This is a genomic window from Paraburkholderia kururiensis JCM 10599 = LMG 19447, assembly GCF_003986935.1.
Classification (GTDB): domain Bacteria; phylum Pseudomonadota; class Gammaproteobacteria; order Burkholderiales; family Burkholderiaceae; genus Paraburkholderia; species Paraburkholderia kururiensis.
Map to the genome: position 1 here is coordinate 236,369 of NZ_RJZE01000003.1, position 23,040 is coordinate 259,408.

A 23,040-nucleotide genomic window follows, 5' to 3' on the forward strand; every position below is an offset into this window, starting at 1 on the left:
ATCAAGGACCCACACCGCATGTCGAACACCATTCTTGTTACCGGTGCCACCGGCACCGTAGGCCGCGAACTCGTCAACGCGCTTAAAGCGGCCGGAGCGAACCTCGTGGCCATGTCGTCCACCGGCAAAGCCGTTGAAGGCATCGAAACCCGCCATGCCGATCTCGCGAACCCCGCGAGCCTCGTGCCCGCGTTGCGCGGCATCCACACCCTGTTCCTGCTGCTTCCGCTGCAGGCCGACATGGTCGAGCTGGCCCGCAATGCCCTCGACGCGGCCAGAATGGCCGGCGTCAAGCACATCGTTCGCTCGTCGGGGGCCGAAGCCGTGTCCGCAAACCCTTCTGCGGTGGGTCTCGTCCAGAGGCAGATCGACGAGTTGGTGAAGCAGTCCGGTATGGCGTACACGCTGACGCTGCCAAATTGCTTCATGCAGAACTATCTGACGTTCTACGGCGATGCGATCCGCGCAGGGACGCTTTATCTGCCACAGGGCGAGGGAAAGGTCTCGTTCGTCGACGTGCGCGACATAGCGGCCGTCAACGCTTCGATTCTCCGGCAACCTGCCGCGCACGCCGGCAAGACGTACACGCTGACCGGCCGTGAGGCGTTGTCCAACGACGACGTCGTTGAGCGCATTGGCGCAGCGCTGGGACGCAGCATCGGCTACGTGGCCGTGCCGGATGAAGCAGCGATCGCCTCCATGCGGGAAGCGCAGCTGGACGCGTGGTCGATCGAAACCGTCATGAGCTTGAATCGCGCTATCGCGGCCGGCCACGCGGCGGCAGTGAGCCCCGATGTCGAGACGCTGCTCGCGCAGCCCCCGCGCACCTTCGAGCAGTTCGTAACGGATCACGCGGCAAGCTGGGGTGGGAAAGCAGCGCGCTGACGCTGACCGTCCCGGCTGGTACAGTAGGTGCCGCCAGCCGGGACGCAGGACTCGCTTGAAGCCTCCGCTCAATGCGGCAACGTCGGAATCATCCAGCTCAGCACGTGCTGCTGCAGGAACACGAGCACGCCGAGTACCAGCGTCAGGAACACGCTGTGCCAGAAGGTCCGCACGAACACCACGCCCTCCTTGCCTTTGAGGTCCGTGGTGGCCACCCCGGTCGCGATGTTTTGCGGCGAGATCATCTTGCCCATCACACCGCCCGACGAGTTGGTCGCCGCCATCAGCACCGGATCCAGCCCAAGCTGCTTCGCGGCCACCACCTGCAGGTTGCCGAACAGCGCGTTGCCCGACGTGTCGCTACCCGAAAGAAACACGGCGATCCAGCCCAGCGTGGCCGAAACGAGCGGGAACAACACACCCGTGGATGCGACGCCCATGCCGAGCGTATAGCTCATGCCCGAGTAATTGAGCAGGTAGGCCAGCGCCACGATCATCATCACGGTGATGATGGCGATGCGCGTCTGCTTCCAGGTCTGCGCGACGCAGGCAAGGAAGCCGCCGAATCCCACGCGGGTCCACAGCGCCGTTATCACCGCGGCAAGCAGAATCGCCGTGCCGGTTCCGAGCGGCTGAAACGACCAGACCGCCGCATAGGACTTGTGATAGAGCGTCATGTAGACGGCGTTGTGCAGGCCGGGCCACTTCACGTTCGCCTGGCCGATCGACGCGATGCCCGCATGCACCCAGAAGATCACGACCACCGAAACGATGATCCACGGCAGCCAGCCGCCGTAGCCGATACGGTCTGCGTGGTTCTTCGCGCGCGCCGCATTGCTCCCTGCATCGCGTGCGATTGCGAACGCCGGATCGGGCTCCGGCTTCCAGACCTTGAGGAAGCTGATCGTGACGATCAGCGAGGTGAGCGACGCGAGCACGTCCGTCAGCTCGTAGCCGAGGAAGTTCGAGGTGACGAACTGCGCGAGCGCGAAGCTGCCGCCCGACACCACGAGCGCCGGCCACAGCTTGCGGATGGAACGCACGCCGCCGTACATGCCCACCACGTAGAACGGCAGCAGGAACGCGAAGAACGGCAACTGGCGGCCCACCATCGCGCCGAGCGTCTGCGGATGCAGCGACGTCACGGCGCCCAGCACCGTGATGGGCACACCGAGCGCGCCGAATGCAACCGGAGCCGTGTTGAAGATCAGCGTGAAGGTGAGCGCTTCGACGGCGGGAAAGCCGAGTCCGACCAGCAGCGCGCTCGTGATCGCCACCGGCGTGCCGAAGCCCGAGATGCCTTCCAGCAGACAGCCGAACGAGAACGCCACGACGAGCAGCACGAGGCGCCGGTCGTCGGGAAGATGGTCGAGCATCCATTGACGGAACTGGTCGAAGCGTCCCGACTTGACCGCGATGTTGTAGAGCAGCAGCGCGTTGACGACGATCCACATGACCGGCATCAGCGCGAGCGTCATGCCGGCGCCTACGGCGTCGAGCGCGAGGCCGGTGGGCATGCCCCACACGCCGATCGCGATCACGAGGCCCGACACCAGCCCCGCGAGCGAGGCCTGCCAGGCGGGCCGGCGCAGAATGCCGAGCATGGCGAGCGCAACCGCGATCGGAACGAGGGCGACGAGAAACGACAGCGCAAGCGAGTTGCCGACGGGTGTCAGCGGCTGCGCGAACAGGGTTCCTGCGGGTAATGCCGAAGCGGCCAAAACGGGATTCACTATGTCTCCAATGTCCCGTGGACGGGACTTTTATCGATATGCTGCCGCGCTCGCAATGAAGCGCTGCTTCGGGATGCGGCGCTGCCCGAAGCAGACGAAAAAAACGGGCGCCGAAGCGCCCGCCCCGTTGCTCAGTCCACCCGTTCCTGACGCTTGAACGCAAGCCGATAGCGATGCAGCAGCGGCTCGGTATAGCCGGCCGGCTGGTCCTTGCCTTGCAGCGCGAGCGCGCACGCGGCCTTGAAGGCATACGACGCGTCGAAGTTCGGCGCCATCGGGCGATAGTGCGCGTCGCCTGCGTTCTGCGTGTCGACCACGGCCGCCATGCGGCGGAATACGTCGAGCACGAAGTCGCGCGACACGACGCCGTGCCGCAGCCAGTTCGCAATGTGCTGACTGGAGATGCGCAGCGTGGCGCGGTCTTCCATCAGGCCGACGTTGTTGATGTCCGGCACCTTCGAGCAGCCCACGCCCTGCTCCACCCAACGCACGACATAACCGAGAATGCCCTGCGCGTTGTTCTCGACTTCGCGGCGGATGTCTTCGTCGCTCCATTGCGCGCGCTCCACGACAGGCACCGTGAGCAGCCCGTCGAGCAACGCGTCGCGCTCGCTGCGGTAGTCGATGCGCTCCATGTCCTGCTGAACGGCCTGCACGTCCACGTCGTGATAGTGCAAGGCGTGCAGGGTGGCGGCCGTGGGCGACGGCACCCACGCCGTGTTGGCGCCCGCGCGCGGATGCGCGATCTTCTGCTCCAGCATGGCGTGCATCAGGTCCGGCATCGCCCACATGCCCTTGCCGATCTGCGCGCGCCCGCGCAGCCCCGCGGCCAGACCCGCGAGCACGTTGTTGCGCTCATAGGCCGTGATCCACGCCGTGGACTTCATGTCGCCCTTGCGCAGCATCGGGCCCGCTTCCATGGCCGTATGCATTTCGTCGCCGGTGCGGTCGAGGAAGCCCGTGTTGATGAACGCGACGCGCGAAGACGCGGCCGCAATGCACGCGGAGAGGTTCACGCTGGTGCGGCGCTCCTCGTCCATGATGCCCATCTTGATCGTGGCGCGCGGCAGGCCAAGCAGGTCTTCCACGCGTGCGAACAGCGTGTCGGCGAAGGCCACTTCGCTCGGGCCGTGCATCTTCGGCTTCACGATGTAGATGGAACCCGTGCGCGAGTTGCGCTTCGACTTCAGGTCGTGCATCGCGCACAGCGTCGTCACGACGCCGTCCAGAATGCCTTCCGGAATCTCGTTGCCGTCGCGGTCCAGCACGGCGCCCGTCGTCATCAGGTGGCCCACGTTGCGCACGAACAGCAGCGAGCGGCCGTGCAGCGTCAGCGCCGAGCCGTTCGGCGCGCGGTACGCGCGGTCGGCGTTCAGGGCGCGCGTGAAGGTGCGCCCGCCCTTTGCGACCGTCTCCGTCAGCGTGCCCTGCATCAGGCCCAGCCAGTTGCGGTAGAGCGCAACCTTGTCTTCGGCGTCCACAGCCGCCACCGAATCTTCGCAATCGATGATCGTGGAGACGGCCGCCTCCAGCAGCAGGTCCTTCACGTGAGCCGGATCGGTCGCGCCCACGGGCGTGGAAGCGTCGATCTGGATCTCGATGTGCAGGCCGTGATGCTTCAGAAGAACGGCGGTGGGCGCGGCAGCGTCGCCCTGGTAGCCGACCAGTTGCGACGGGTCGGCGAGCGCCAGCGTGCCCTGTGCGGTCTTGACCGCGAGTGCACCCGCCTCAACCACGTAGCCGGTCGCATAGCGATGCGAGCCGCCGGCGAGCGGCGCGGCGCGGTCGAGGAAGGCCCGCGCGAAGGCGACCACCTGAGCGCCGCGCACGGGGTTGTACGCGCCCTCGCGCGTGGCGCCGCCGTCTTCGGGCAGTGCGTCGGTGCCGTAGAGCGCGTCATACAGGCTGCCCCAGCGCGCATTGGCGGCGTTCAGCGCGTAGCGCGCGTTCGAAAGCGGCACGACGAGTTGCGGACCGGCTTGCGAGGCGATCTCGCTGTCCACGTTCGCCGTGGTCGCCGCAACCTGCGCGGGCGCGGGCACGAGATAGCCGATCTGCGAGAGGAAGGCGCGGTAGGCAGCCAGATCGCGCACCGGGCCGGGATGCGCGCGGTGCCAGCCGTCCAGTTCGTTCTGCAGGCGCTCGCGCTCGGCGAGCAATGCGCGGTTCTGCGGCGTCAACTCATGGACGAGCGTGGCAAAGCCTTGCCAGAACGCATCGGCTGCTACGCCCGTGCCGGGCAGCGCTTCTGTTTCGATGAAGCGGGCAAGCCCTTCGTCGACCTGAAGTCCGTGGTGTTCGATCATTTCGCTTCCTTCCTTCGTCGGCTGATTCTTTAACTCTGATACACGCTCAGGCGGCGACGCTCTTCGCGCCCGCGCTGGCAACCTGTGCGTCCTGGTCGGACTTCACGCCCGACACGCCGACGGCGCCCACGACCACTGCGTCGACGACCACCGGCACGCCGCCCTCCAGTGTCGCGCAGAGTGGCGCGCTAAGAAAGGCGGTGCGACCGCCATTGATCATCTCTTCGTAGGCTTTCGTCTCGCGGCGACCGAGTGCCGCGGTGCGCGCCTTCTCCTGGGCGATGTAGGCGCTGATGGGCGCCGCGCCGTCAAGGCGTGCGAACGCGAGCGGGTGCCCGCCGTCGTCCACCACGGCAATGGCCACGGCCCAGCCGTTGCGCTCGGCTTCAGTACGGGCGGCTTCGAGAATACGGTGTGCCTCGGCGGCGCCGAGCACGGGTTTGGTCTGCATGTCAGAGCTTCTGTTGGGGGTTGGGGGAAAGCAGGGAATCCACGAGTTCGATCCAGTGGCTGACGGGCGTGCGGCCTGCACCGTTCAGGTGCGTCTGGCAGCCCACGTTGGCCGTGACGATGGCCTCGGGCTGGCCGGCTTCGAGCGCATCGAGCTTGTTGTCGCGCAATTGCTTCGCGATCTCGGGTTGCGTAAGCGAGTACGTTCCGGCCGAGCCGCAGCACAGATGACCGTTCGCCACGCTCGTCAGATCGAAGCCCAGCCGCGTGAGCACACCCTCCACCGCGCCGCCCAGGCGCTGCGCATGCTGCAGCGTGCACGGGCAATGGACGGCGATGCGCTTGCCCGCCACGGGCGCGAACGCGTCGAGCGGCTCCGCCGCAATGACCTCAACCAGGTCGCGGGCCAGCGCACTCACGCGCCGCGCCTTGTCCGCATAGGCCGGATCGAAGCGCAGCAGGTCGCCGTACTCCTTCACGAAGGCGCCGCAGCCGCTTGCCGAGATGACGATCGCCTCGGCGCCCGCTTCGATGGCGGGCCACCAGGCGTCGATGTTGCGGCGCGCACGCGCGAGCCCCGCCTCCTGGGCGTTCAGGTGGTATTCGTTGGCGCCGCAGCAGCCGGCCCGGGGCGCAGGCGTCACGCTGATGCCGAGGCGGTCGAGCACGCGCGCCGCAGCCGCGTTCGTGTTGGGCGTAAGCGTGGGCTGCACGCAGCCTTCCAGCATCAGCACGCGACGCGCGTGGCGCGCGGGCGGCCGCGGGCTGGGGCGCGCAGTGGGCGCGTGCGCGGGAATTTTCTCGCGCACCACTTCGGGCAGCAGCGCGCGCGCGGCGCGGCCCGCACCGAGCAGCCCTGCAAACACACCGGGCCGCGACACGCTGTGACGCAGGCCGGCCCGCAGCCAGCGCTCGCGTGCAGGCCGTACCGTGCGCCGTTCGACCTCGGCGCGACCGATGTCCAGCAGCGCGTGATAGCGCACGCCGGAAGGACACGTCGTCTCGCAGTTTCGGCAGCTAAGGCAACGGTCGAGGTGCAGGCGCGTCTTTTCCGTCACAGGCTGCCCTTCGAGCACCTGCTTGATCAGATAAATGCGCCCGCGCGGCCCGTCGAGTTCGTTGCCCAGCAACTGGTAGGTGGGGCAGGTGGCGTTGCAGAAGCCGCAGTGCACGCAGGCGCGCAGGATGGATTCCGCCTCTTCGGCGCGCGCAAGCGACTGCGCGGCTTCGCTCAGATTGGTTTGCATCGTGAGGCACCCAGCGTCAAAGGTCCGCGTACAGGCGGCCCGGATTGAAAATTCCCTGCGGGTCGAGTTGTGCCTTCAGGCGCCGGTGCAGTTGCATCAGGGCGTCGGGCAGCGGCTGGAACGGCGAGTCGGTCACGCCTTGCGTGAACGCCGTTGCGTGGCCGCCAAGCTCGCGCGCGAGGCTGCGGATGTCGTCGGCGCCGGCGGTGGTCTTGAGCCAGCGCTGCGCGCCGCCCCAGTCGAGCAGCGCATCGCCCGGCAGCGCCACGAGCGGCGCCCCTGCGGGCAGCGACAGGCGCCAGAGCGGCCGTTCGTCTGCGAAGAACGGCAGCGTGAAGTCGCGCAGTTGGGCCCAGAAGGCGGCGTCGGCATCGGCGCCGCCGATCGCCTCGCGCGCGGCCCGCACGGAGCCGGTGCCGCCCTCCAGCCGCAGTTGCAGCACGCCCTGGGCGTAGCAGGCGCCCGTGACGGGCAACGCGTCGCGGCGCCAGCCGAAGAGCCGCTCACGCGCCTGCTGCGCCGTGAGTTCCAGCGCGAGGTGGCGCGTGGCGCGCGGCTGCGGCAGCACCTTGAACGACACCTCGGTGACGAGCCCGAGGCAGCCGAAGCTGCCCGCCATCAGCCGCGAGACGTCGTAGCCGGCTACGTTCTTCATCACCTCGCCGCCAAAGCGCAGGTGCCGCGCGTGTCCCGTGATTACCCGGCAGCCCAGCACGTAGTCGCGCACCGCGCCCACCCACGGACGCCGCGCGCCCGAGAGCCCCGCCGCGAGCATGCCGCCCACGGTGGCCGCGCCGCCGAAGAGCGGCGCCTCGAACGGCAGCATCTGCCCCGCTTCGTTCAGCACGGCCTCCACGTCCGCGAGCGGCGTGCCGGTGCGCACCGTCATGACGAGTTCGGTCGGGTCGTAGTGGACGATGCCGTGATGGCCGCGCGTGTCGATCTCGCGCACCTCATGCACCTCATGCACGTGCGGCGCACCGAGCGTGCGCCCGAGCCATGCCTTGCTGTTGCCGCCGCGTATGCGCACCGGCGTGCGCGCGGCAAGCGCCGCTTCCACCTGGGCGATCAGCGCGGCGCTGTTGTCCATCGAATCCAGTTCGCGCCGCATCAGAACCGCTCCAGTTCGGGAAAGGGCAGGCCGCCGCGGTGCACGTGCATGGCGCCGAATTCGGCGCAGCGGTGCAGCGTGGGGATGTTCTTGCCGGGATTGAGCAGGCCTGACGGGTCGAACGCCGCCTTCACGGCGTGGAAATATTCGATCTCGTCGCGCTTGAATTGCACGCACATCTGGTTGATCTTCTCGCGGCCCACGCCGTGCTCGCCCGTGATGCTGCCGCCCACTTCGACGCACAGCTCCAGAATGCGGCCGCCCAGCGCCTCGGCGCGGTCCATTTCGCCGGGCTGGTTCGCATCGAACAAGATCAGCGGATGCATGTTGCCGTCGCCCGCATGAAACACGTTCGCGACCTTGAGCCCGTAGTGCTCCGACAATGCGGCGATGCCCTTGAGCACGCGTGGCAGTTCGCGCCGCGGGATGGTGCCGTCCATGCAGTAGTAGTCCGGCGAGATGCGCCCCACCGCCGGGAACGCGTTCTTGCGGCCGGCCCAGAAGCGCTGCCGCTCGGCCTCGTCGCGCGCCACGCGCAGGTCGCTCGCGCCGGCCTCGCGCAGCAGCGCGCCCACCAGTTCGGCGTCTTCCTCCACGTCGTCGCACGCGCCGTCGAGTTCGCACAGCAGGATTGCCTCGGCGTCCACGGGATAGTCCGCGTGAATGAAGTCTTCGGCTGCGCGGATGGCGAGGTTGTCCATCATCTCGAGGCCGCCCGGGATCACCCCCGCGCCGATGATCTTCGCCACCGCGCCGCCCGCGCGTTCGACGTCGTCGAAACTGGCCATCAAGACCTTCACGCTCTGCGGCTTCGGCAACAGCTTCACGGTGACTTCCACCACCACGCCGAGCATGCCCTCCGAGCCGGTGAAGAGCGCGAGCAGGTCGAAGCCGGGGCTGTCGAGCGCCTCGGAGCCGAGCGTGACCAGTTCGCCGTCGATAGTCAGCACGTCGACCTTCAGGATGTTGTGAACCGTGAGACCGTACTTGAGACAGTGCACGCCGCCGGCGTTCTCGGCGACGTTGCCGCCGATCGAGCAGGCAATCTGCGACGACGGATCGGGCGCGTAGTAGAGGCCATGCGGCGCGGCGGCCTGCGAGATGGCGAGATTGCGCACGCCCGGCTGCACGCGCGCGGTGCCCGCGTCGGCGTCGATATCCAGAATGCGGTTGAACTTCGCCATCACGAGCAGGATGCCTTTTTCGAGCGGCATCGCGCCGCCCGAAAGACCGGTGCCCGCGCCGCGCGCCACCACGGGCACGCCGCGCGCCGTGGCCTCCATGAGCACCGCGCGCACTTCCTCGATGGTGGACGGCAGCGCGACGAGCAGCGGCACCGTCCGATAGGCGGCAAGGCCGTCGCATTCGAAGGGCCGCAGATCTTCGCGGTCAGTCAGGATTTCCAGCGCGGGCGCGCGGGCGCGAAGCGCCGCGGCGAGTTCGGCGCGGTCCACCGTCGGCAGCGGGCCGTCGATCGCCTCGTCGTAGGTAAAGCTCATTGCATTGTCTCCATCGCGGGTGCCTCCCCTTGCCGCACCCCGGCGTCTCGAATGCCCGCGATTCTTGGGGCTGGGCGCGCCGCTGTCTACCCCCTTCCGCACTGGTCACACCAGTTCTTTTTCAAGCGCCCTGACAGGGGCTCCATGATTTCCATCTATTCCAATAAATTCATGCACTTATGAGATAATCAGGCTATCCCTTAAAAAGTGGTCATACCAGCATGAATAGCAAGGAACAGACGGCCGGCGCCCGGCGCGTTGCCGACGTGGTGGCCGAGCGCATCGAGAAACTGATCGTGGACGGCGTGCTCAAGGTGGGCCAGGCGCTGCCCTCGGAGCGCCGCCTCACGGAAAAGCTGGGGGTCTCGCGCACCGCGCTGCGCGAAGGCATGAAGGTGCTGCGCGCACGCGGCATCATCGAAACGCAGCACGGCAAGGGGTCGTTCGTCGCCAACCTCACGCCGCAGGAGCACATCACGCCGATGATGCACCTGCTCGCGTCGCAGCCACGCACGCTCTACGACCTGTTCGAGGTGCGCGGCATGCTGGAGGCCGAAGCCGCCAGACTGGCGGCGCTGCGCGGCACGGAAGCGGACTTCATCCTCATCACGAGGCGCTATGAGGAAATGAACGCGCCTGAGGCTCAGAATCTACCGCCCGCCGAACGGGCCAGGCTCGATCACGCGTTTCACCGGGCGATCTACGAGGCGTCGCACAACCCCGTTCTCGTCAATACGTTGCAGTCGCTTACCGACCTGCTGCTGAGTTCGGTGTTCGCGTCGGTCAACAACCTCTACCACCGGGAGCCGCTGAAGAAGCAGATCGACCGACAGCACGCGCGCTTCTATAACGCCGTAACGGGACGGTTGCCCGAGCAGGCGCGCCGGGCGGCGAGCGAGCACATCCGCAACGTCGTTGATTATCTTCACGAGATTGAGAACGAAGAGCAGAGGCTCGTGCGGGCAACGCTGCGGCTTGAGGGGTGGACTTGAGGGGTGGTGGGTCTTGTCGTGAGGCCGGTCGTTTTGGGAGTGCTGCGCGTTCCGAAGTAAACAATCTGCGCTCACGCCCCCGGTTTCAACGTACGCCCCTCGCCGCATCCCATAGATCTCGATCGCCCAGACCCGCATGCCATGTTTCAAACTGGGAGCGCCATTGTTCAAAGGGAGCCGTAAGTGGGCGCCGCGGGTCGCCGCTCAAGGAGTACGCCATGCCTTCGATCAGCCACCTTGGCTTGGTTGCGACGGCCAGATTTCCCATTGATTCCGCTTGCCGGTAGTGGATCAGCTCGTGTGCGAGATAAAACGCCTTCCAGCCACGAGGCGCGATAACCAGTCTCAAATTCCCTACGGCTTCTGCCGCGCGCTGCCCCAGTCCAAATAAATCGGCACAGGATGAGGTCGTACAAAACACGACCTGGGGCACCTGCCGAAACGGACCGACCGCAGCCGCTGCGGTAGAGATTCCGCTTTCGTACAGTTGTTGCGCGTCTTCAAGTCGAGCAACGCTGTCGGTGCAGATGTTCGGACGCGGACACGATATCCCCGGCATGAGCGATGGCACGACAACGCGAAGTGGTTTCACAAAAGCGAGAGCAGCAAGCGGCAGCATCAGCACTGCAAGCATCGACACAAGAAACACGCGTTTCAGATTCATCTCGTATGCCGTCCTGGTTGAATCATTGAATAGCCTTTCCAGCCATCACCACGCGTCGGACGCGTAAGCGTCACCCATGAGACCGCCCGAAGTTGGCCAAACCCGCCCCACACTCACCCGGCGAGAACGGGATCGATCTCATTGCGTGTCAGACCGAATTTCGACATGCGCGCGCGATGGTCTGGCGAACCCAGATATGCCCGAAGCTGCGCGTTTACCGCATTGAGCAAATCGCTGTTTCCTCGATTAAACGAGAACGCTCCGAACGGAAGCGCCCGTTGCGTGCCATTCGTGCCCGGCTCGTGCTCCACGGCCTCGAGCATCGAACGGCCCATACGCTGCGCCACGATGCGATTTCCCAAGGCTGTGCTCGCATACGCGTCGATCTCCCCCGAGCGAACGGCAGCAATAGCATCGGCCTGATGCTCGAAGACGACTATCTGATCTTCGCTTACACCCGACGCTCTCGCCGAGTCATGTTGCACCTGCCCCGCAATGATGCCCAGGCGCGCATCGTCGCGTTGGGCGAGTGACGCATAGCTGTCGAGCGCTTTCGGATTTCCCGCCCGAACCAGAAACCCGTCCCCTATCGCCCATACCGGCACGCTGAAGGCGACCAGATTGGCACGTTCGGGTGTCACAAACAGCGGAACATTCATATCCCAGCGGCCGGCTTCAACGCCGGGCAACAGTTCACTGAACGTCGTCAGGCGATACTCTATGCGGGTCACTCCGATTGCCCGAAGAATCACTTCGGCCAGGTCAATGTCCGCGCCCGTTGCGGCACGGTCTGCTTTCGTCCACCCGAACGGCGGTTCTTCGATATACGCAATCGTTACCTTCATCGCTGTTTCTCGCGAAATGGAAGCGGCCATCACATCAGCCGATGGTCGACAATTTTATTTGCCTGCGCGGACGTCGCTTTTCCTGCCTTTGCCTGAGACGGCGCGCCGGCTGGCATCCTTCGCCAAGCGCTGAGGATCGGCAAGCAGTTCGACCAGCCGTGTCTCGCATCCGGAAAACGAGTACCCGCGCCGCTGCGAGACCATGAATGTGAGCGCGCGCATGTGCCATGCACGCCGTCGGAGTTCGACAAGTGTTCCACTCGCAAGGTCGTCCGCAACCATATGACGCGGCATGTGCCCCCAGCACAAGCCGCCCCTGAGCAGATCGTGCTTCGCGCCGAGATCATTCACCCACCACTGGCGTTCGCTGGCGACCCCTTGTTGTGTCTTTTCCGCATCGGGCTGATTGTCGGTGACGACGAGCTGGATGTGCCGCCCAAATTCCTCCCGAGGGATGGACCCCGCGATTGCGGCCAGCGGATGCGATGGCGCGCAGACGGTCACCATTTGTGCGTCACATAAATGCTGCCGTTCCATGGTGCCTGGGCTCAGTTCCGGCACGTCCATGATCGTCACCGCCAATGCACACGTGCCGTCGAGAACCAGACGCTCGCCGCCCTGCATGGTCGTCATGCGCAGATTGATGGCAACCGTCGGAAAGTCCGCCTGCACGGTACGCAGGCATTCAATCAGGTGCGCGCGCGGGAAATAGGTATCCACGGCAATCGAGACCTGGGGGACGCCGGCTTCGGCAATCGCCACCGCGCGCATCTTCATTTCCTCGGTGCGTGAGATCACCCCGCGAGCATCGGGCAGAAGACTGCGGCCCGCAGCCGTAAGCGTCGCTTTGCGCGTGTTGCGCTCGAACAGCATCACATCGAAGGCACGCTCGAGCGCGTGGATCGCGTGACTGATCGCCGACTGCGCTCGCCTCAGCGCCCGCGCAGCCCCGGAAAAGCTTCCCTCATCACACACGGCGACGAAGGCCCGAAGTTGATTGATGGTGACGTTGTCGAGCATGGGTATCCAAAAAGTAGATGACAGCTATAGATATTTAGTCAATTGGCTTCATGAATCAAGAGCGCCAGAATCGTGTTTCCCGCTGTTGTTTCGAAGGATGCATGACATGAACAGACTGAATGGAAAGACCGCTGTGATCACCGGCGGCGCAACCGGCATCGGCCACGCCGCAGCAAAGCGCTTCATCGAGGAAGGCGCGTTCGTCTTCATTTTCGGCCGCCGGCAGGACGCGCTCGATGCTGCTGTCGCCGAACTCGGGCCCCATGCCCGCGCGGTGAAAGGCTCGGTCTCCGATCTGGCCGACCTCGACCGGCTCTACGCGGCAGTGAAGGCCGAGCGCGGAACCCTCGACATCGTCTTCGCCAATGCCGGGACGGGAAGCCCGCTTCCGCTCGGCCAGATCACCGCCGAACACATCGACGAGACTTTCGACACCAACGTGAAGGGCACGATCTTCACGGTCCAGAAGGCGCTGCCGCTGATGGGCCAGGGCGGTTCGATCATCCTGACCGGATCGAGTGCGGGCACCACGGGCGCCCCAGGATTCACGGCCTACAGCGCGAGCAAGGCAGCGGTGCGCAACCTCGCGCGAACCTGGGCGGAGGACCTGAAGGGCACCGGTATCCGGGTGAACGTGCTGTCGCCCGGAGCAACGGCGACCGAACTGGCGAAGGAGGCGCTAGGGGAAGAGGGCCAGAAGGCCTACGGTGCAATGACGCCGCTCCAGCGTATGGCCGATCCCGCGGAGATCGGCGCGGTGGCCGCCTTTCTTGCGTCGTCGGACAGCAGCTTCATGACTGCCAGCGAGGTCGCCGTCGACGGTGGCCTGGCACAACTCTGAGGAGAAGAAATCAAATGACGCAATCGCTAGAAGGCAAAACAGCGCTCGTTACCGGGGCATCACGGGGCATTGGCCGCGCCATCGCCGAACGTCTTGCAAAGGACGGTGCAATGGTCGCGCTAACCTACAACGCCAGCAAATCCAGCGCAGACGAGACGATCGCCGCCATAGAGAAAGCGGGAGGCACCGCGTTCGCGATCCATGCGGATCTTGTTGATGCGGCGACCATCCCGGCTTTGTTCGAGACACTCGACGGCGAGTTCACCAGGCGCAACGGCAGCAAAACGCTCGACATTCTGGTCAACAACGCGAGCAATTCCGGCTGGGTTGGCTTCAAGGACGCGACGCCGGAAAGCTGGGATACCCTGATGGCGGTCTACGCCCGCGCGCCCTTCTTCATCATTCAGGCCGCTCTCGATCGTCTCGCCGATGGTGGACGCATCATCAACATTTCTTCCGCTGCCGCCACGAAGCCCGTGACGGCCGCGCCCGTCTACTCGATGGCGAAGGCGGCCATCAACACCCTGACCCATACGCTCGCAATCGAGCTGGGGCCACGTGGCATCACGGCGAACGCCGTAGCGCCAGGCTACACGCGAACGGATGCGAACGCGGAGTTTCGGAAGCGTCCGGAACTCGTCAAAGCAGTCGAGGCGCAAATCGCGCTGGGCCGCTTTGGCGAGCCTTCGGAAATCGCTGCCGTCGTGGCGTTCCTGGCCTCCGATGAAGGCCACTGGGTGACCGGCCAGACGATCGAAGCGAGCGGTGGTTACAAGCTCTGAGCGCGCCGGGAAACGAAGGAGAAACAGATGAGTTATGCAATCGTTGGCTTCGGCAAGATCGGCCACGCACTGGCCAGAGCGTTCGCCCGCAAGGGCATCGAAGTATCCGTTGCAACCACGCGCGACCCGGCAAGTTTTGCGTCCGATGCAGCAGCCATCGGACCTACGATCATTCCCCAAACCCTGGCGCAAGCCGTCAAGGCGGACGTCATCTTTCTGGCAATCCGTTTCGAATCGCACCCGGAGGTCGCGAAGGCGCTGCCCAGCTGGAAAGAAAAGACCATCATCGACGCGATGAACACGTTCGCGCCGCCGGAAGAACTGGACGGTCTTCCGTCCTCAGCTTTCGTCGCGAAAGCGTTCAACGGAGCCAGGCTCGTGAAGGGCTTCAACCATCTGGGCGCCTCTGTCCTTTCCCAGGATCCGGCCGTACACGGTGGCAGGCGAGTCGTGTTCCTCGCGAGCGATGACGACGGCGCCGCAGCGGAGGTTGGCGCGCTCGCGGAAGACCTGGGCTTCGCGCCGGTCAAGCTTGGCGGGCTGTCGGAAGGTGGACTGCTTGTACACGCGCGCGGAGAGAGCTGGGGTCACCTGATCTTCAAGGACCTGATCAAGTTCGACTGATGAAGAGAGGCGTCGACGCCTGGCGCCGCCGGCGGTCGTGACGGGATTCGATGCCCCCAACAACGGCAACGGCGGCACTCGCCCCACCCGCAAGACACCGTCTACCGCCACGCCTGCGTAAACTCTTCGATCACACGCGCAAGATGGGCCTGCATCGCCGTGCGCGCGCCGGTCGCATCGCGCGCCAGAATGGCCGAAAAAATACGCTGATGGTCGTCCTGCGAAGCCGCGCGCAGCGCAGGCGTATGGAAATGCTCCTCGATCTTTTGCCACAGAGGGTCTGCGCGCGAGTTGTCCCACATCGCCGTCACCACGCCTTGCAGCATGCCGTTGCCTGTTGCCCGCGCAATCGCGAGATGGAACTCGCGATCCGCAGCCTCGTTCGCGGCCTTGTCGTCCATGTTCTCGCGCATTGCCCGCATGGCGGCGAAGAGCCGGTCCAGATCGGCATCCCTGCGCTCGGTGGCGGCGAGCGCCGCGATTTCGCTTTCGATCACCGCGCGTGCTCGCAGCGTCTCTATGGGACCCGATCCGCGCGGCAGTTCGAACCCGATCGATCGCGCTTGCGCCGCCTCGGCCACATAGATGCCCGAGCCCACGCGCACCTCGACCACGCCCTGCACTTCCAGCGCGATGATCGCTTCGCGCACCTGCGTGCGGCTCACGCCGAAGCGCTCGGCCAGCGTGCGCTCAGAAGGCAGACGCGCGCGCGGCCCCACGTCGCCGGCCACGATCAGATCGTAGATCTGGCTCGCCAGCCCGACGTACGAACGGTCGGCCGCTTCCGCATCGGCGACGCGGCCGTTTGGCGTTTGCGAAACATCGGCCATCCAGTCTTCCCGTAGTCATGGGTGCCGCCAGGCCGGCAGCACAAGTTCGTCAAAATGGTATACCACTTCCCGCGGCACGCCGAGTCCGTCAGCCCGCGCGGCGGCGATCCGCAAGGCATGGCATCACCGCGCCGGCAGTGGCCCGAAAGGAGGCGCCGGGCGCCGTGGTAAACCACTATCGCGCCTGGATTGGTATGCCAGTGACAATCCGTTGTGTCAGATGGGGAGGCGTTTGCGCAGGCCCTTCTAGTCGCTTCGAGGGAACGCCTTTGAAGAATCCTTTTCGCCGGTTCGGTGCATCCGATCCGGTCCCGCTGTAGCACTTCCGCAAGATTCCCTGCATCACGCACACCGTCCCGGCCATCCGGGCAAGCCGTGCGCCCGCAACCGGTCAACAGGTTCAATCCAACAAACTGGAGACAACATGCTTTCAGGAATCCACGTGCTACGCGCGGCAGCGACCGCGGCATTGGCGCTGTACGCAGGCGCGTCTTTCGCGCAGGCATCCATCGTGTCCGGGCCGTCCAGCGACCCCACCTGCATGGTCCCCTGGAAGAGCGACACGAAGTTCGTCAAGTATCCGAAGAAGAACGGGCCCTACCGGGTCGCGCTGGTGAACGGTTATATCGCGAACACCTGGCGTATCCAGATGATCAAGACGGCGAAGGCCTATACAGCGCAACCGGCCGTCGCCTCCAAGCTCAAGGAATTCAAGGTGGTGTCGACCGGCGAGGACGTGCCCGCGCAGATCTCGGCGGTCAATAACTTCATCGACGCCGGCTACGACGCGATCATTGTGGACGCGCAGAATCCCGCGTCGTTCGGCCCGGCGATCCGCCGTGCGAAGAAGGCGGGCGTCGTGCTGGTCGCCTTCGACAACACGCTCGACAGCGAAGACGCGATCAACGTGGACGTCGATCAGTACGGCCTCGGCGTGCTGTGGGCGAAGTGGCTCGCCGGGCACCTGCCGAACGGCGGCAAGGTGCTCGAAGTGCGCGGCGTGGCGGGCACCTCAGTGGATACCGACCGGCACAACGGCTTCCAGAAAACGCTCGACGCCACCGGCAAGAAGTGGAACGTGGTGCAGGTCTACGGCAAATGGGACGACGGCGTCGCGCAGAAAGCCACCGCCGACGCGATTGCCGTGCAGGGCCATTTCGACGGCATTTCGGCGCAAGGCGGCGACACGGGCGTCGTGCGCGCGATGATCGACGCGAAGCATCCGTTCGTGCCGTTCGGCGGCGAAACGGAAAACGGCTTTCGCAAGTTCTGCGCGCAATACGGCGCCCAGGGGCTGAAGTGCACGTCCGCCGGCAGCGGTCCCGCGCAGGTCGCGGTGGCGATCAAGACGGCGCTCGCCGCGCTCGATGGCCAGACCATTCCCGTGGCGATCAAGCTGCCGCTCGACGTGACCGACGACTCGAAGCTCAAGGCGGGCGTCAACTATTTCCCGAACGAGTCCGACAACTTCTTTGTCGGCAATTCGTTTCCCACGTGCGGCATCAATTTCTCCGCGCAGGAAATCATGAAGCAGAGCCAGGGCAACCAGTAATCCGGTTGGCCCACGACATGACGGGAGACGCAGCATGCCGCAGGATGCGCAGCAGCGGGAGCGACTGGAACGACAGGAACAATCGGAGCAGCCCGAGCAGTTGCTCTTTCAGATGTCGGGCGTGTCGAAGAGCTACGGCGGCGCCGTTGCGCTGGACCATGCGCAACTCGCCGTGCGTCGCGGACGCATCCACGCGATTCTCGGCGAGAACGGCGCGGGCAAGTCCACGCTGCTGAAGGTGATGTCCGGCGTCGTGCAGCCGGACGAAGGCACCATGCGGCTCGACGGCCGCGAAGTCGCGTTCGGCTCGCCTGCCGAGGCGAACGCGGCCGGCATCGTCTGCGTGTATCAGGAGCTTTCGCTGATCCCCGACCTGAGCGTGGCGGACAACATCTTCGCGTCGAACCCGCCGCGCCGCTTCGGCATGATCGACCGCAAGGCTCAACGTCGCCAGGCCGAGGCCGCGCTCGCGCGTGCCGGCGCGCCGGACATCAACCCGCTCGCCAAAGTGCGCGACCTGCCGCTCTCGCGCCAGCAGATGGTCGAACTCGCGAAAGGGCTCGCGCACGAACCGCGCATCCTGATTCTCGACGAGGCCACGTCGGCGCTGACCGCCGCCGACGTGGCGCGCGTGATCGAAGTGCTCAAACGCCTGCGTGACGAAGGGCTCGCGCTGCTCTTCATCTCGCACCGCATGCACGAGGTGAAGGCGCTCGCGGACGAATGCACGGTCTATCGCAACGGTCGTCACGTGATGAGCTTCGAAGCCGGCACGCGCACCGACAACGAGGTTGTCGAAATGATGATCGGCAGGACGTATCAGCATGCTTTCCCGGCCAAACCTGCGAATCACGCTGGCGGTGAAGCCGCCGACGAACCAGCGGAGCCTGGACAGCGCCAAACCGCGGCCCCGGTGCTGGCCTGCCGCGACCTCTCGTGGAGCGACACGCTGCGAGGCATCAGCTTCTCGCTCACGCGCGGCGAAATTCTGGGTCTGGGCGGCCTCGACGGACAAGGCCAGCGCGAACTGCTGCTCGCGCTGTTCGGCGTGTTGCGCGGTTGCGCCGGCACGATCGAGATCGACGGCAAGGCCGTGTCGATCGGCAGCCCGATGGCCGCGCGCGCGAAAGGCATCGGCATGGCGCTGATTCCCGAAGACCGCAAGACCGAAGGCCTGATGCTGCCCATGTCGGTGCGCGAAAATCTGTCGTTCGCCGCGCTCGACCGCATGTCCATCGCGGGCGTGATCGACCGCGAGCGCCAGCAGGCGCTGGTCGACCAGATGACCACGCTGCTCGCCATCAAATCGGCAAGCGTCGACGCGGCCGTGGGGTCGCTCTCAGGCGGCAACCAGCAGAAAGTGGTGATCGCCAAGTGGCTCGCGCGCAAGCCGCGCATCCTGCTGCTGAGCGACCCCACGCGCGGCATCGACGTCGGCACCAAGCAGGAAATCTATCAACTGCTGCGGCGCCTTGCCGACGAAGGCGCGGCCATCCTGTTCTATTCGACCGACTACGACGAGCTGATCGGCTGCTGCGACCGCGTGCTCGTGCTGTACGAAGGCCGCATCAAGAAAGAACTCGTCGGGCCGGAGATCACCGAGCAGAACCTGATCGCGAGCGCGCTCGACCTGCCGGTCGGGCAGCTCTCGCCTTCCACGGGAGTTGCATCATGAGCGGTCTGCGTTACTGGTATGCGGAAAATCGCGGCACGAGCTTCGCGTTCGGCCTGTTCGTGCTGATGTTCGCGATCTATCTGTTCAACTATCCGTCCGCGCTTTCGGCGAACGTGTTCCAGACGGCGGCGAACAAGGCCGTGCTGCTCGCGCTCGTTTCGATGGCCCAGGCGCTCGTGGTACTGACGGCCGGCATCGATCTTTCCGTGGGCATGATTCTGGTGCTGACGAACTGCATCGGCTCGTGGCTCGTCGTGGGCGACGCGTTGCACAGCGCGCTCGGCATTGCCGGCGTGCTTGCGGCCGGCGCGCTGTGCGGCGCGCTCAACGGCGTGATCATCATCTTCGGCCGGCTGCAGCCCATCGTCACGACCATCGCGACGGGCGCGCTGTACTACGGCTTCGCGCTGCTGCTGCGCCCGGTTCCAGGCGGCACGATCAACGACGATCTCGGCGACGCACTGACCGGCAAGGTAGCCGCCGTGATGCCGGCGAGCCTGCTGATTCTGCTCGCCGCGGTGGTCATCATCTGGATTCCTTTCAAACGCTCGACCATCGGACGTGCAGCGTATGCGACCGGCTCGTCCGAAGCCGCGGCTTTCCTCTCCGGCATGCCGATTCGCCGCGCGAAATTCGCGAGCTATACGCTTGCTGGCCTGCTCGCCGCGATCGGCGGACTCTTCCTCACCTTCTTCACGGACACCGGCGAAGCAAGCCTTGGCAGTGCCAACTCGTACACGCTGTTCTCGATCGCCGCCGTGGTGATCGGCGGCGTGTCGCTGCTCGGCGGCAAGGGCAGCGCGATCGGCGCGATCTTCGGCGCGTTCGCGTTCCGCTCGATCGGCGACCTGCTGTTCGTATTCAATGTCGATGCTCTGTGGCAACCGCTGTTCCAGGGCGTGATCCTGTTGCTCGCCGTCGCGATCGGGGCATGCGGGCTGTTCAGGGTGCGCAATCGTCTGGAGTGGTTCCAATGACCGACGTTTCCGCAAGCAGCCGGGCCACGCTGGTGTCGAAACTCACGCGCAGGGTCGACAAGCCGATCCTCATCTCGTTCGCGTGCATCGTCGCGCTGTTGCTCGTGGGCGGCATGTTCTCGCGCAGCTTCACGTCGCCCGAATACATCCTGCTGCAATTGAAGGTGGGCGCGTTCCTCGGCATCATCGCGACCGGTCTGATGATGGTGATCCTGCTCGGTCACATCGACCTCTCGCTGCCGTGGACCATCACCGTCGGCGCAATGATGGCGTGCGCCGTCGCGGGGCATGGCGAACTGGGGCGCGTGCTCGCCATTCCGGCAGGAATCGGCTGCGGCGTGCTGATCGGCGTAGTCAACGGCATTCTCGTCGCGCTGCTGCGCATTCCCTCGATGATCGCGACGCTCGCGACCAACGCCGTCGCGCAGGGCATCATGATCGTCTACACCGGCGGGTCGTCGCCGCAGGACTCCGCGCCGGAAGTGATGCGCTGGCTCGCGGCGGGCTGGCTCGTGCCGGGCGTGCCGAACGCGGTCGCACTCTGGGTGGTGATCGGCGGCGCCACGATATTCCTGCTGTCGCGCACGACGTTCGGCCGCACGCTGTATGCGATCGGCAACACCGAGCGCGCGGCGTATCTCTCGGGTATCAACACGCGGCTCGTGACCGTGGCCGCGTTCGCGGTGTGCAGCGCGTTCGCCGCGTTCGGCGGCGTGCTGCTTGCCGGTTACGCATCGAAGGCGGCGCAGTCGATGGGCGACGCCTACCTGCTGCCGGCGATTGCGGCAGTCGTGCTGGGCGGCACGTCGATCCTGGGCGGCCGGGGTTCGTACCTCGGCACCGTGGCCGGCGCGATCCTGATCACGCTGCTGCAGTCGATTCTCTCCGTTGCGCAAATGCCGGAGGCGGGGCGGCAGATCATCTACGGCGTGGTGATCGCCGCCATGCTGCTGCTTTACGGGCGAAGCAAGCGGGAGCGCTAGGTCGCGACCTGTTCTCAGTCGACAATGAACAGCTTCGCACCGGTCCTGGTGTAGGACTGGTGCGGCTCCGCGTTGTCGCCCACCTGGTAGCTCATGCCGGCCGTCAAAACGAACTTGCGCCCGTCTTCAAGCGTCGTTTCCAGTTCGCCTTCCAGGCAAAAAAGAATATGGCCTTTCTGGCACCAGTGATCGGCGAGGTAACCGGGCGTGTATTCGACCATCCGCACGCGGATTTGATTCGGCGCCTCACCAAAAAACCGGGTGCACCAATAAGCCATGCCGGTTTCGCCGCGGTGCTCCGTTCTTTCAACCTCTGCCCAGTGGGTCGTGCCGAAGGCGAATGCGTCCATTTTCATTCTGTCTCTTCCTTTATGAGTTCCCTTTGCGTCCGCGCAGCGGGGGATGTTCGAATGGTCTCGCTTGCGAGTGTCCTCAACTGGACACGATATAGCCCGCAGAGCCGCATTGCCCGGGTCGCGAGAATTTTCCCGTTGAGAAACAGAGGTAGTTTGGGCTGATGCTGCCTGGCACGGAAGGCAACTGGCTATTCCGGTATGGCTTGTAACAGGCTTCGCCGCGCTCGGCGGCGAGAGCAATTTCGGCCGCCCACTATCGCAACGGCTACGCAGTTTGCAGAACAGACTCGCGCCGCCGTCCAGCCGCGCAGCGGTACGGGCCGTCGTCGCACGCGCATCGTTCGCGGAGCCATGCGGCATCCGCGAACGTTCGTGGGGATTAGAAGTGATGCAGCAGCGCGAGACGCACGACGTACTGATTCGGGCCCGATGAGATATCCGCCCCGCCCGGAACGTACGCGTAGTCAAAGTCGGTTCCGGTGTGCGCGTTTATTGCATGCTGATACACGCCTTCCAGGAACACCGACGTGCGTTTCGACATGTCGTAATTGAACTTCGTACTCAGTTGGTGCCACTTGGGATTGAACGCACCAACTGTAGAAGACACGCGCGCCTGCGTGTACGTGTACGCCGCACCCACGTAAAACGCAGGCGTGAGGTGATAGAGCCCGTTCACCTCGAAGTTGTCGAATTTCCACGCTTTCCATGTGCCGCCAGCCGGTTGCGTCGTTCCGGTGAAGTACGCATTCGCCGTAGGATCGTAGACGTCGACATGCGAATACGCGAAGCCGATGAGGGCATTCGCGAACGCGTAATTCACGCCGATACCAATGTTCTGCTGCGACGACGCGTCGAACGTGTTGTCGCCGGTAATCGCGCCAGTGGAACCGGCATTGCGTGCGTTGTTGATCTTCACATACGACGCGCCTACGGTCAGCCCACCCTGCTGGTATTGCAGCGCCGCGCTATACAGGCGGTTGTTCGCGAAGCCGCCCGCCTGGTTGCTGAATGCGTACATGGCCTCTGCGGTCACGCCGTGCCACACCGGCGAAACGTACTTCACCGAGTTGTTCACGCGGAACGAGTAGTCGGTGTTGTCGTTGTCATACGGATGCGCGAACAGATAGCCGGTCCAGTTCCCGTTTGCGGTGAGCGGGGAGAAGATGTCGACGCTCGGATCGTACTGGCGTCCGATCGTGAACGTACCGTAACGATCGGACGCGATGCCAATGAACGCCTGGCGGCCGAACTCCCGACCGCCCTGGCTCATCTTTCCGTTGTTGACGTCGAAGCCGCTCTCGAGGGCGAAAATCGTCTGGTAACCTCCGCCCAGATCCTCGGCGCCTTTGATGCCCCAGCGGCTGCCGTAATCGTAGCCGCTTTGCAGTTGCACGGTGCCGTGGCCGCGTGCATTGCTCGTGTAGTTGATGCCGTCTTCAATCTTGCCGTACAGCGTCACGCTGCTTTGCGCATGCGCGGCGGCAGCAAGCATGGCCGCCGGCACGACGATCCCCCAACGCTTGTTCATTACGATTTCCCCCAAGCCGTTCGTTTTCCGGTCGCAGCGCGTGCGCGCTGCGTATATGTGTCGCGCGTGCCGCGTCGAGGTTTCCCAGCGATGCGACCGGGGGGAGTGTAATGAGCCGATTTTCTGCTTTTAGTCCCTCT

Annotated in this window: 21 protein-coding genes; 9 read left to right on the forward strand and 12 right to left on the reverse strand. The window is 65.1% G+C overall.

Going from position 1 to position 23,040, the window contains the following annotated elements; all coding sequences use genetic code 11:
* Positions 1-18 precede the first annotated feature (18 nt).
* Entirely contained in the window at positions 19-885 is an 867-nt protein-coding gene (locus PKKP23_RS05165; RefSeq protein ID WP_126876049.1) for an SDR family oxidoreductase, read from the forward strand.
* A 68-nt stretch (positions 886-953) separates the two neighbouring features.
* On the opposite strand, the gene PKKP23_RS05170 is transcribed toward PKKP23_RS05165, so the two are convergent.
* The 6 genes from PKKP23_RS05170 to glcD form a co-directional block, all read right to left on the reverse strand.
* Positions 954-2,606: an L-lactate permease gene (locus PKKP23_RS05170; RefSeq protein WP_420873190.1), complete on the reverse strand. Its 1,653-nt coding sequence runs from the start codon at positions 2,604-2,606 to the stop codon at positions 954-956.
* A 143-nt stretch (positions 2,607-2,749) separates the two neighbouring features.
* Positions 2,750-4,924 carry a malate synthase G gene (locus PKKP23_RS05175; protein WP_126876051.1) on the reverse strand — a complete coding sequence of 725 codons (2,175 nt, stop codon included), beginning with the start codon at positions 4,922-4,924 and terminating at the stop codon, positions 2,750-2,752.
* Between the two features lie 46 nt (positions 4,925-4,970).
* The gene (locus PKKP23_RS05180; RefSeq protein WP_017773417.1) at positions 4,971-5,375 is read right to left on the reverse strand and encodes a heme-binding protein; all 405 of its coding nucleotides are present in this window, start codon (positions 5,373-5,375) and stop codon (positions 4,971-4,973) included.
* A gap of 1 nt (position 5,376) precedes the next feature.
* A complete protein-coding gene (glcF, locus tag PKKP23_RS05185; RefSeq protein ID WP_126876052.1) occupies positions 5,377-6,621 on the reverse strand; it encodes a glycolate oxidase subunit GlcF in 1,245 nt (414 codons plus the stop codon).
* Between the two features lie 16 nt (positions 6,622-6,637).
* A complete protein-coding gene (gene glcE / locus PKKP23_RS05190) occupies positions 6,638-7,732 on the reverse strand; it encodes a glycolate oxidase subunit GlcE (RefSeq protein ID WP_126876053.1) in 1,095 nt (364 codons plus the stop codon).
* Positions 7,732-9,231, reverse strand: coding sequence for a glycolate oxidase subunit GlcD (glcD, locus tag PKKP23_RS05195; RefSeq protein WP_126876054.1), 1,500 nt, complete (start codon positions 9,229-9,231; stop codon positions 7,732-7,734). Before glcD ends, glcE begins: the two co-directional genes overlap by 1 nt.
* A gap of 221 nt (positions 9,232-9,452) precedes the next feature.
* Between glcD and glcC the strand changes: the two genes are divergently transcribed.
* The gene (glcC, locus tag PKKP23_RS05200) at positions 9,453-10,223 is read left to right on the forward strand and encodes a transcriptional regulator GlcC (protein ID WP_126876055.1); all 771 of its coding nucleotides are present in this window, start codon (positions 9,453-9,455) and stop codon (positions 10,221-10,223) included.
* 85 nt (positions 10,224-10,308) lie between these two features.
* Here the strand turns inward: glcC and PKKP23_RS05205 are convergent, their stop codons facing one another.
* The 3 genes from PKKP23_RS05205 to PKKP23_RS05215 form a co-directional block, all read right to left on the reverse strand.
* On the reverse strand, positions 10,309-10,887 hold the full coding sequence (locus PKKP23_RS05205; protein ID WP_126876056.1) for a hypothetical protein: 579 nt from the start codon (positions 10,885-10,887) through the stop codon (positions 10,309-10,311).
* Between the two features lie 113 nt (positions 10,888-11,000).
* Positions 11,001-11,732, reverse strand: a complete 732-nt coding sequence (locus PKKP23_RS05210) for a transporter substrate-binding domain-containing protein (protein WP_126876130.1) — start codon at positions 11,730-11,732, stop codon at positions 11,001-11,003.
* A 54-nt stretch (positions 11,733-11,786) separates the two neighbouring features.
* The gene (locus tag PKKP23_RS05215; RefSeq protein WP_126876057.1) at positions 11,787-12,752 is read right to left on the reverse strand and encodes a LysR family transcriptional regulator; all 966 of its coding nucleotides are present in this window, start codon (positions 12,750-12,752) and stop codon (positions 11,787-11,789) included.
* 106 nt (positions 12,753-12,858) lie between these two features.
* On the opposite strand from PKKP23_RS05215, the gene PKKP23_RS05220 reads away from it, so the two are divergent.
* Genes PKKP23_RS05220 through PKKP23_RS05230 form a run of 3 tightly spaced genes read left to right on the forward strand, consistent with a single transcriptional unit; the run spans position 12,859 to position 14,999 of the window.
* On the forward strand, positions 12,859-13,593 hold the full coding sequence (locus PKKP23_RS05220) for an SDR family NAD(P)-dependent oxidoreductase (RefSeq protein ID WP_126876131.1): 735 nt from the start codon (positions 12,859-12,861) through the stop codon (positions 13,591-13,593).
* A 14-nt stretch (positions 13,594-13,607) separates the two neighbouring features.
* Positions 13,608-14,375: an SDR family NAD(P)-dependent oxidoreductase gene (locus PKKP23_RS05225; protein ID WP_126876058.1), complete on the forward strand. Its 768-nt coding sequence runs from the start codon at positions 13,608-13,610 to the stop codon at positions 14,373-14,375.
* A 27-nt stretch (positions 14,376-14,402) separates the two neighbouring features.
* A complete protein-coding gene (locus PKKP23_RS05230; protein WP_126876059.1) occupies positions 14,403-14,999 on the forward strand; it encodes an NADPH-dependent F420 reductase in 597 nt (198 codons plus the stop codon).
* 101 nt (positions 15,000-15,100) lie between these two features.
* Here PKKP23_RS05230 and PKKP23_RS05235 read toward each other — a convergent pair whose 3' ends face one another.
* Positions 15,101-15,829, reverse strand: coding sequence for a FadR/GntR family transcriptional regulator (locus tag PKKP23_RS05235; protein ID WP_126876060.1), 729 nt, complete (start codon positions 15,827-15,829; stop codon positions 15,101-15,103).
* Between the two features lie 424 nt (positions 15,830-16,253).
* Here PKKP23_RS05235 and PKKP23_RS05240 point away from each other — a divergent pair, with 424 nt between their 5' ends.
* The 4 genes from PKKP23_RS05240 (at position 16,254) to PKKP23_RS05255 (ending at position 21,016) form a co-directional block, all read left to right on the forward strand.
* The gene (locus tag PKKP23_RS05240) at positions 16,254-17,381 is read left to right on the forward strand and encodes a sugar ABC transporter substrate-binding protein (protein ID WP_026121165.1); all 1,128 of its coding nucleotides are present in this window, start codon (positions 16,254-16,256) and stop codon (positions 17,379-17,381) included.
* A gap of 112 nt (positions 17,382-17,493) precedes the next feature.
* The gene (locus tag PKKP23_RS05245) at positions 17,494-19,056 is read left to right on the forward strand and encodes a sugar ABC transporter ATP-binding protein (RefSeq protein ID WP_126876132.1); all 1,563 of its coding nucleotides are present in this window, start codon (positions 17,494-17,496) and stop codon (positions 19,054-19,056) included.
* Positions 19,053-20,033, forward strand: a complete 981-nt coding sequence (locus PKKP23_RS05250; protein WP_017773404.1) for an ABC transporter permease — start codon at positions 19,053-19,055, stop codon at positions 20,031-20,033. Before PKKP23_RS05245 ends, PKKP23_RS05250 begins: the two co-directional genes overlap by 4 nt.
* Positions 20,030-21,016 carry an ABC transporter permease gene (locus PKKP23_RS05255; protein WP_126876061.1) on the forward strand — a complete coding sequence of 329 codons (987 nt, stop codon included), beginning with the start codon at positions 20,030-20,032 and terminating at the stop codon, positions 21,014-21,016. Before PKKP23_RS05250 ends, PKKP23_RS05255 begins: the two co-directional genes overlap by 4 nt.
* Before the next feature lie 14 nt (positions 21,017-21,030).
* Here PKKP23_RS05255 and PKKP23_RS05260 read toward each other — a convergent pair whose 3' ends face one another.
* Entirely contained in the window at positions 21,031-21,372 is a 342-nt protein-coding gene (locus tag PKKP23_RS05260; RefSeq protein ID WP_126876062.1) for a DHCW motif cupin fold protein, read from the reverse strand.
* A gap of 379 nt (positions 21,373-21,751) precedes the next feature.
* Positions 21,752-22,900, reverse strand: coding sequence for a porin (locus PKKP23_RS05265; protein WP_017773401.1), 1,149 nt, complete (start codon positions 22,898-22,900; stop codon positions 21,752-21,754).
* Between the last annotated feature and the right edge of the window lie 140 nt (positions 22,901-23,040).

Bases quoted from the DNA above. Each gene is read 5' to 3' on its own strand.
- PKKP23_RS05250 (WP_017773404.1), top strand. From the start codon at position 19,053: ATGAGCGGTCTGCGTTACTGGTATGCGGAAAATCGCGGCACGAGCTTC.
- PKKP23_RS05265 (WP_017773401.1), bottom strand. From the start codon at position 22,900: ATGAACAAGCGTTGGGGGATCGTCGTGCCGGCGGCCATGCTTGCTGCC.
- PKKP23_RS05255 (WP_126876061.1), top strand. From the start codon at position 20,030: ATGACCGACGTTTCCGCAAGCAGCCGGGCCACGCTGGTGTCGAAACTC.
- PKKP23_RS05225 (WP_126876058.1), top strand. From the start codon at position 13,608: ATGACGCAATCGCTAGAAGGCAAAACAGCGCTCGTTACCGGGGCATCA.
- glcE (WP_126876053.1), bottom strand. From the start codon at position 7,732: ATGCGGCGCGAACTGGATTCGATGGACAACAGCGCCGCGCTGATCGCC.
- PKKP23_RS05175 (WP_126876051.1), bottom strand. From the start codon at position 4,924: ATGATCGAACACCACGGACTTCAGGTCGACGAAGGGCTTGCCCGCTTC.
- PKKP23_RS05235 (WP_126876060.1), bottom strand. From the start codon at position 15,829: ATGGCCGATGTTTCGCAAACGCCAAACGGCCGCGTCGCCGATGCGGAA.
- PKKP23_RS05165 (WP_126876049.1), top strand. From the start codon at position 19: ATGTCGAACACCATTCTTGTTACCGGTGCCACCGGCACCGTAGGCCGC.
- glcF (WP_126876052.1), bottom strand. From the start codon at position 6,621: ATGCAAACCAATCTGAGCGAAGCCGCGCAGTCGCTTGCGCGCGCCGAA.
- PKKP23_RS05260 (WP_126876062.1), bottom strand. From the start codon at position 21,372: ATGAAAATGGACGCATTCGCCTTCGGCACGACCCACTGGGCAGAGGTT.
- PKKP23_RS05240 (WP_026121165.1), top strand. From the start codon at position 16,254: ATGCTTTCAGGAATCCACGTGCTACGCGCGGCAGCGACCGCGGCATTG.
- PKKP23_RS05230 (WP_126876059.1), top strand. From the start codon at position 14,403: ATGAGTTATGCAATCGTTGGCTTCGGCAAGATCGGCCACGCACTGGCC.
- PKKP23_RS05180 (WP_017773417.1), bottom strand. From the start codon at position 5,375: ATGCAGACCAAACCCGTGCTCGGCGCCGCCGAGGCACACCGTATTCTC.
- PKKP23_RS05205 (WP_126876056.1), bottom strand. From the start codon at position 10,887: ATGAATCTGAAACGCGTGTTTCTTGTGTCGATGCTTGCAGTGCTGATG.
- PKKP23_RS05220 (WP_126876131.1), top strand. From the start codon at position 12,859: ATGAACAGACTGAATGGAAAGACCGCTGTGATCACCGGCGGCGCAACC.
- PKKP23_RS05215 (WP_126876057.1), bottom strand. From the start codon at position 12,752: ATGCTCGACAACGTCACCATCAATCAACTTCGGGCCTTCGTCGCCGTG.
- glcD (WP_126876054.1), bottom strand. From the start codon at position 9,231: ATGAGCTTTACCTACGACGAGGCGATCGACGGCCCGCTGCCGACGGTG.
- PKKP23_RS05210 (WP_126876130.1), bottom strand. From the start codon at position 11,732: ATGAAGGTAACGATTGCGTATATCGAAGAACCGCCGTTCGGGTGGACG.
- PKKP23_RS05245 (WP_126876132.1), top strand. From the start codon at position 17,494: ATGTCGGGCGTGTCGAAGAGCTACGGCGGCGCCGTTGCGCTGGACCAT.
- glcC (WP_126876055.1), top strand. From the start codon at position 9,453: ATGAATAGCAAGGAACAGACGGCCGGCGCCCGGCGCGTTGCCGACGTG.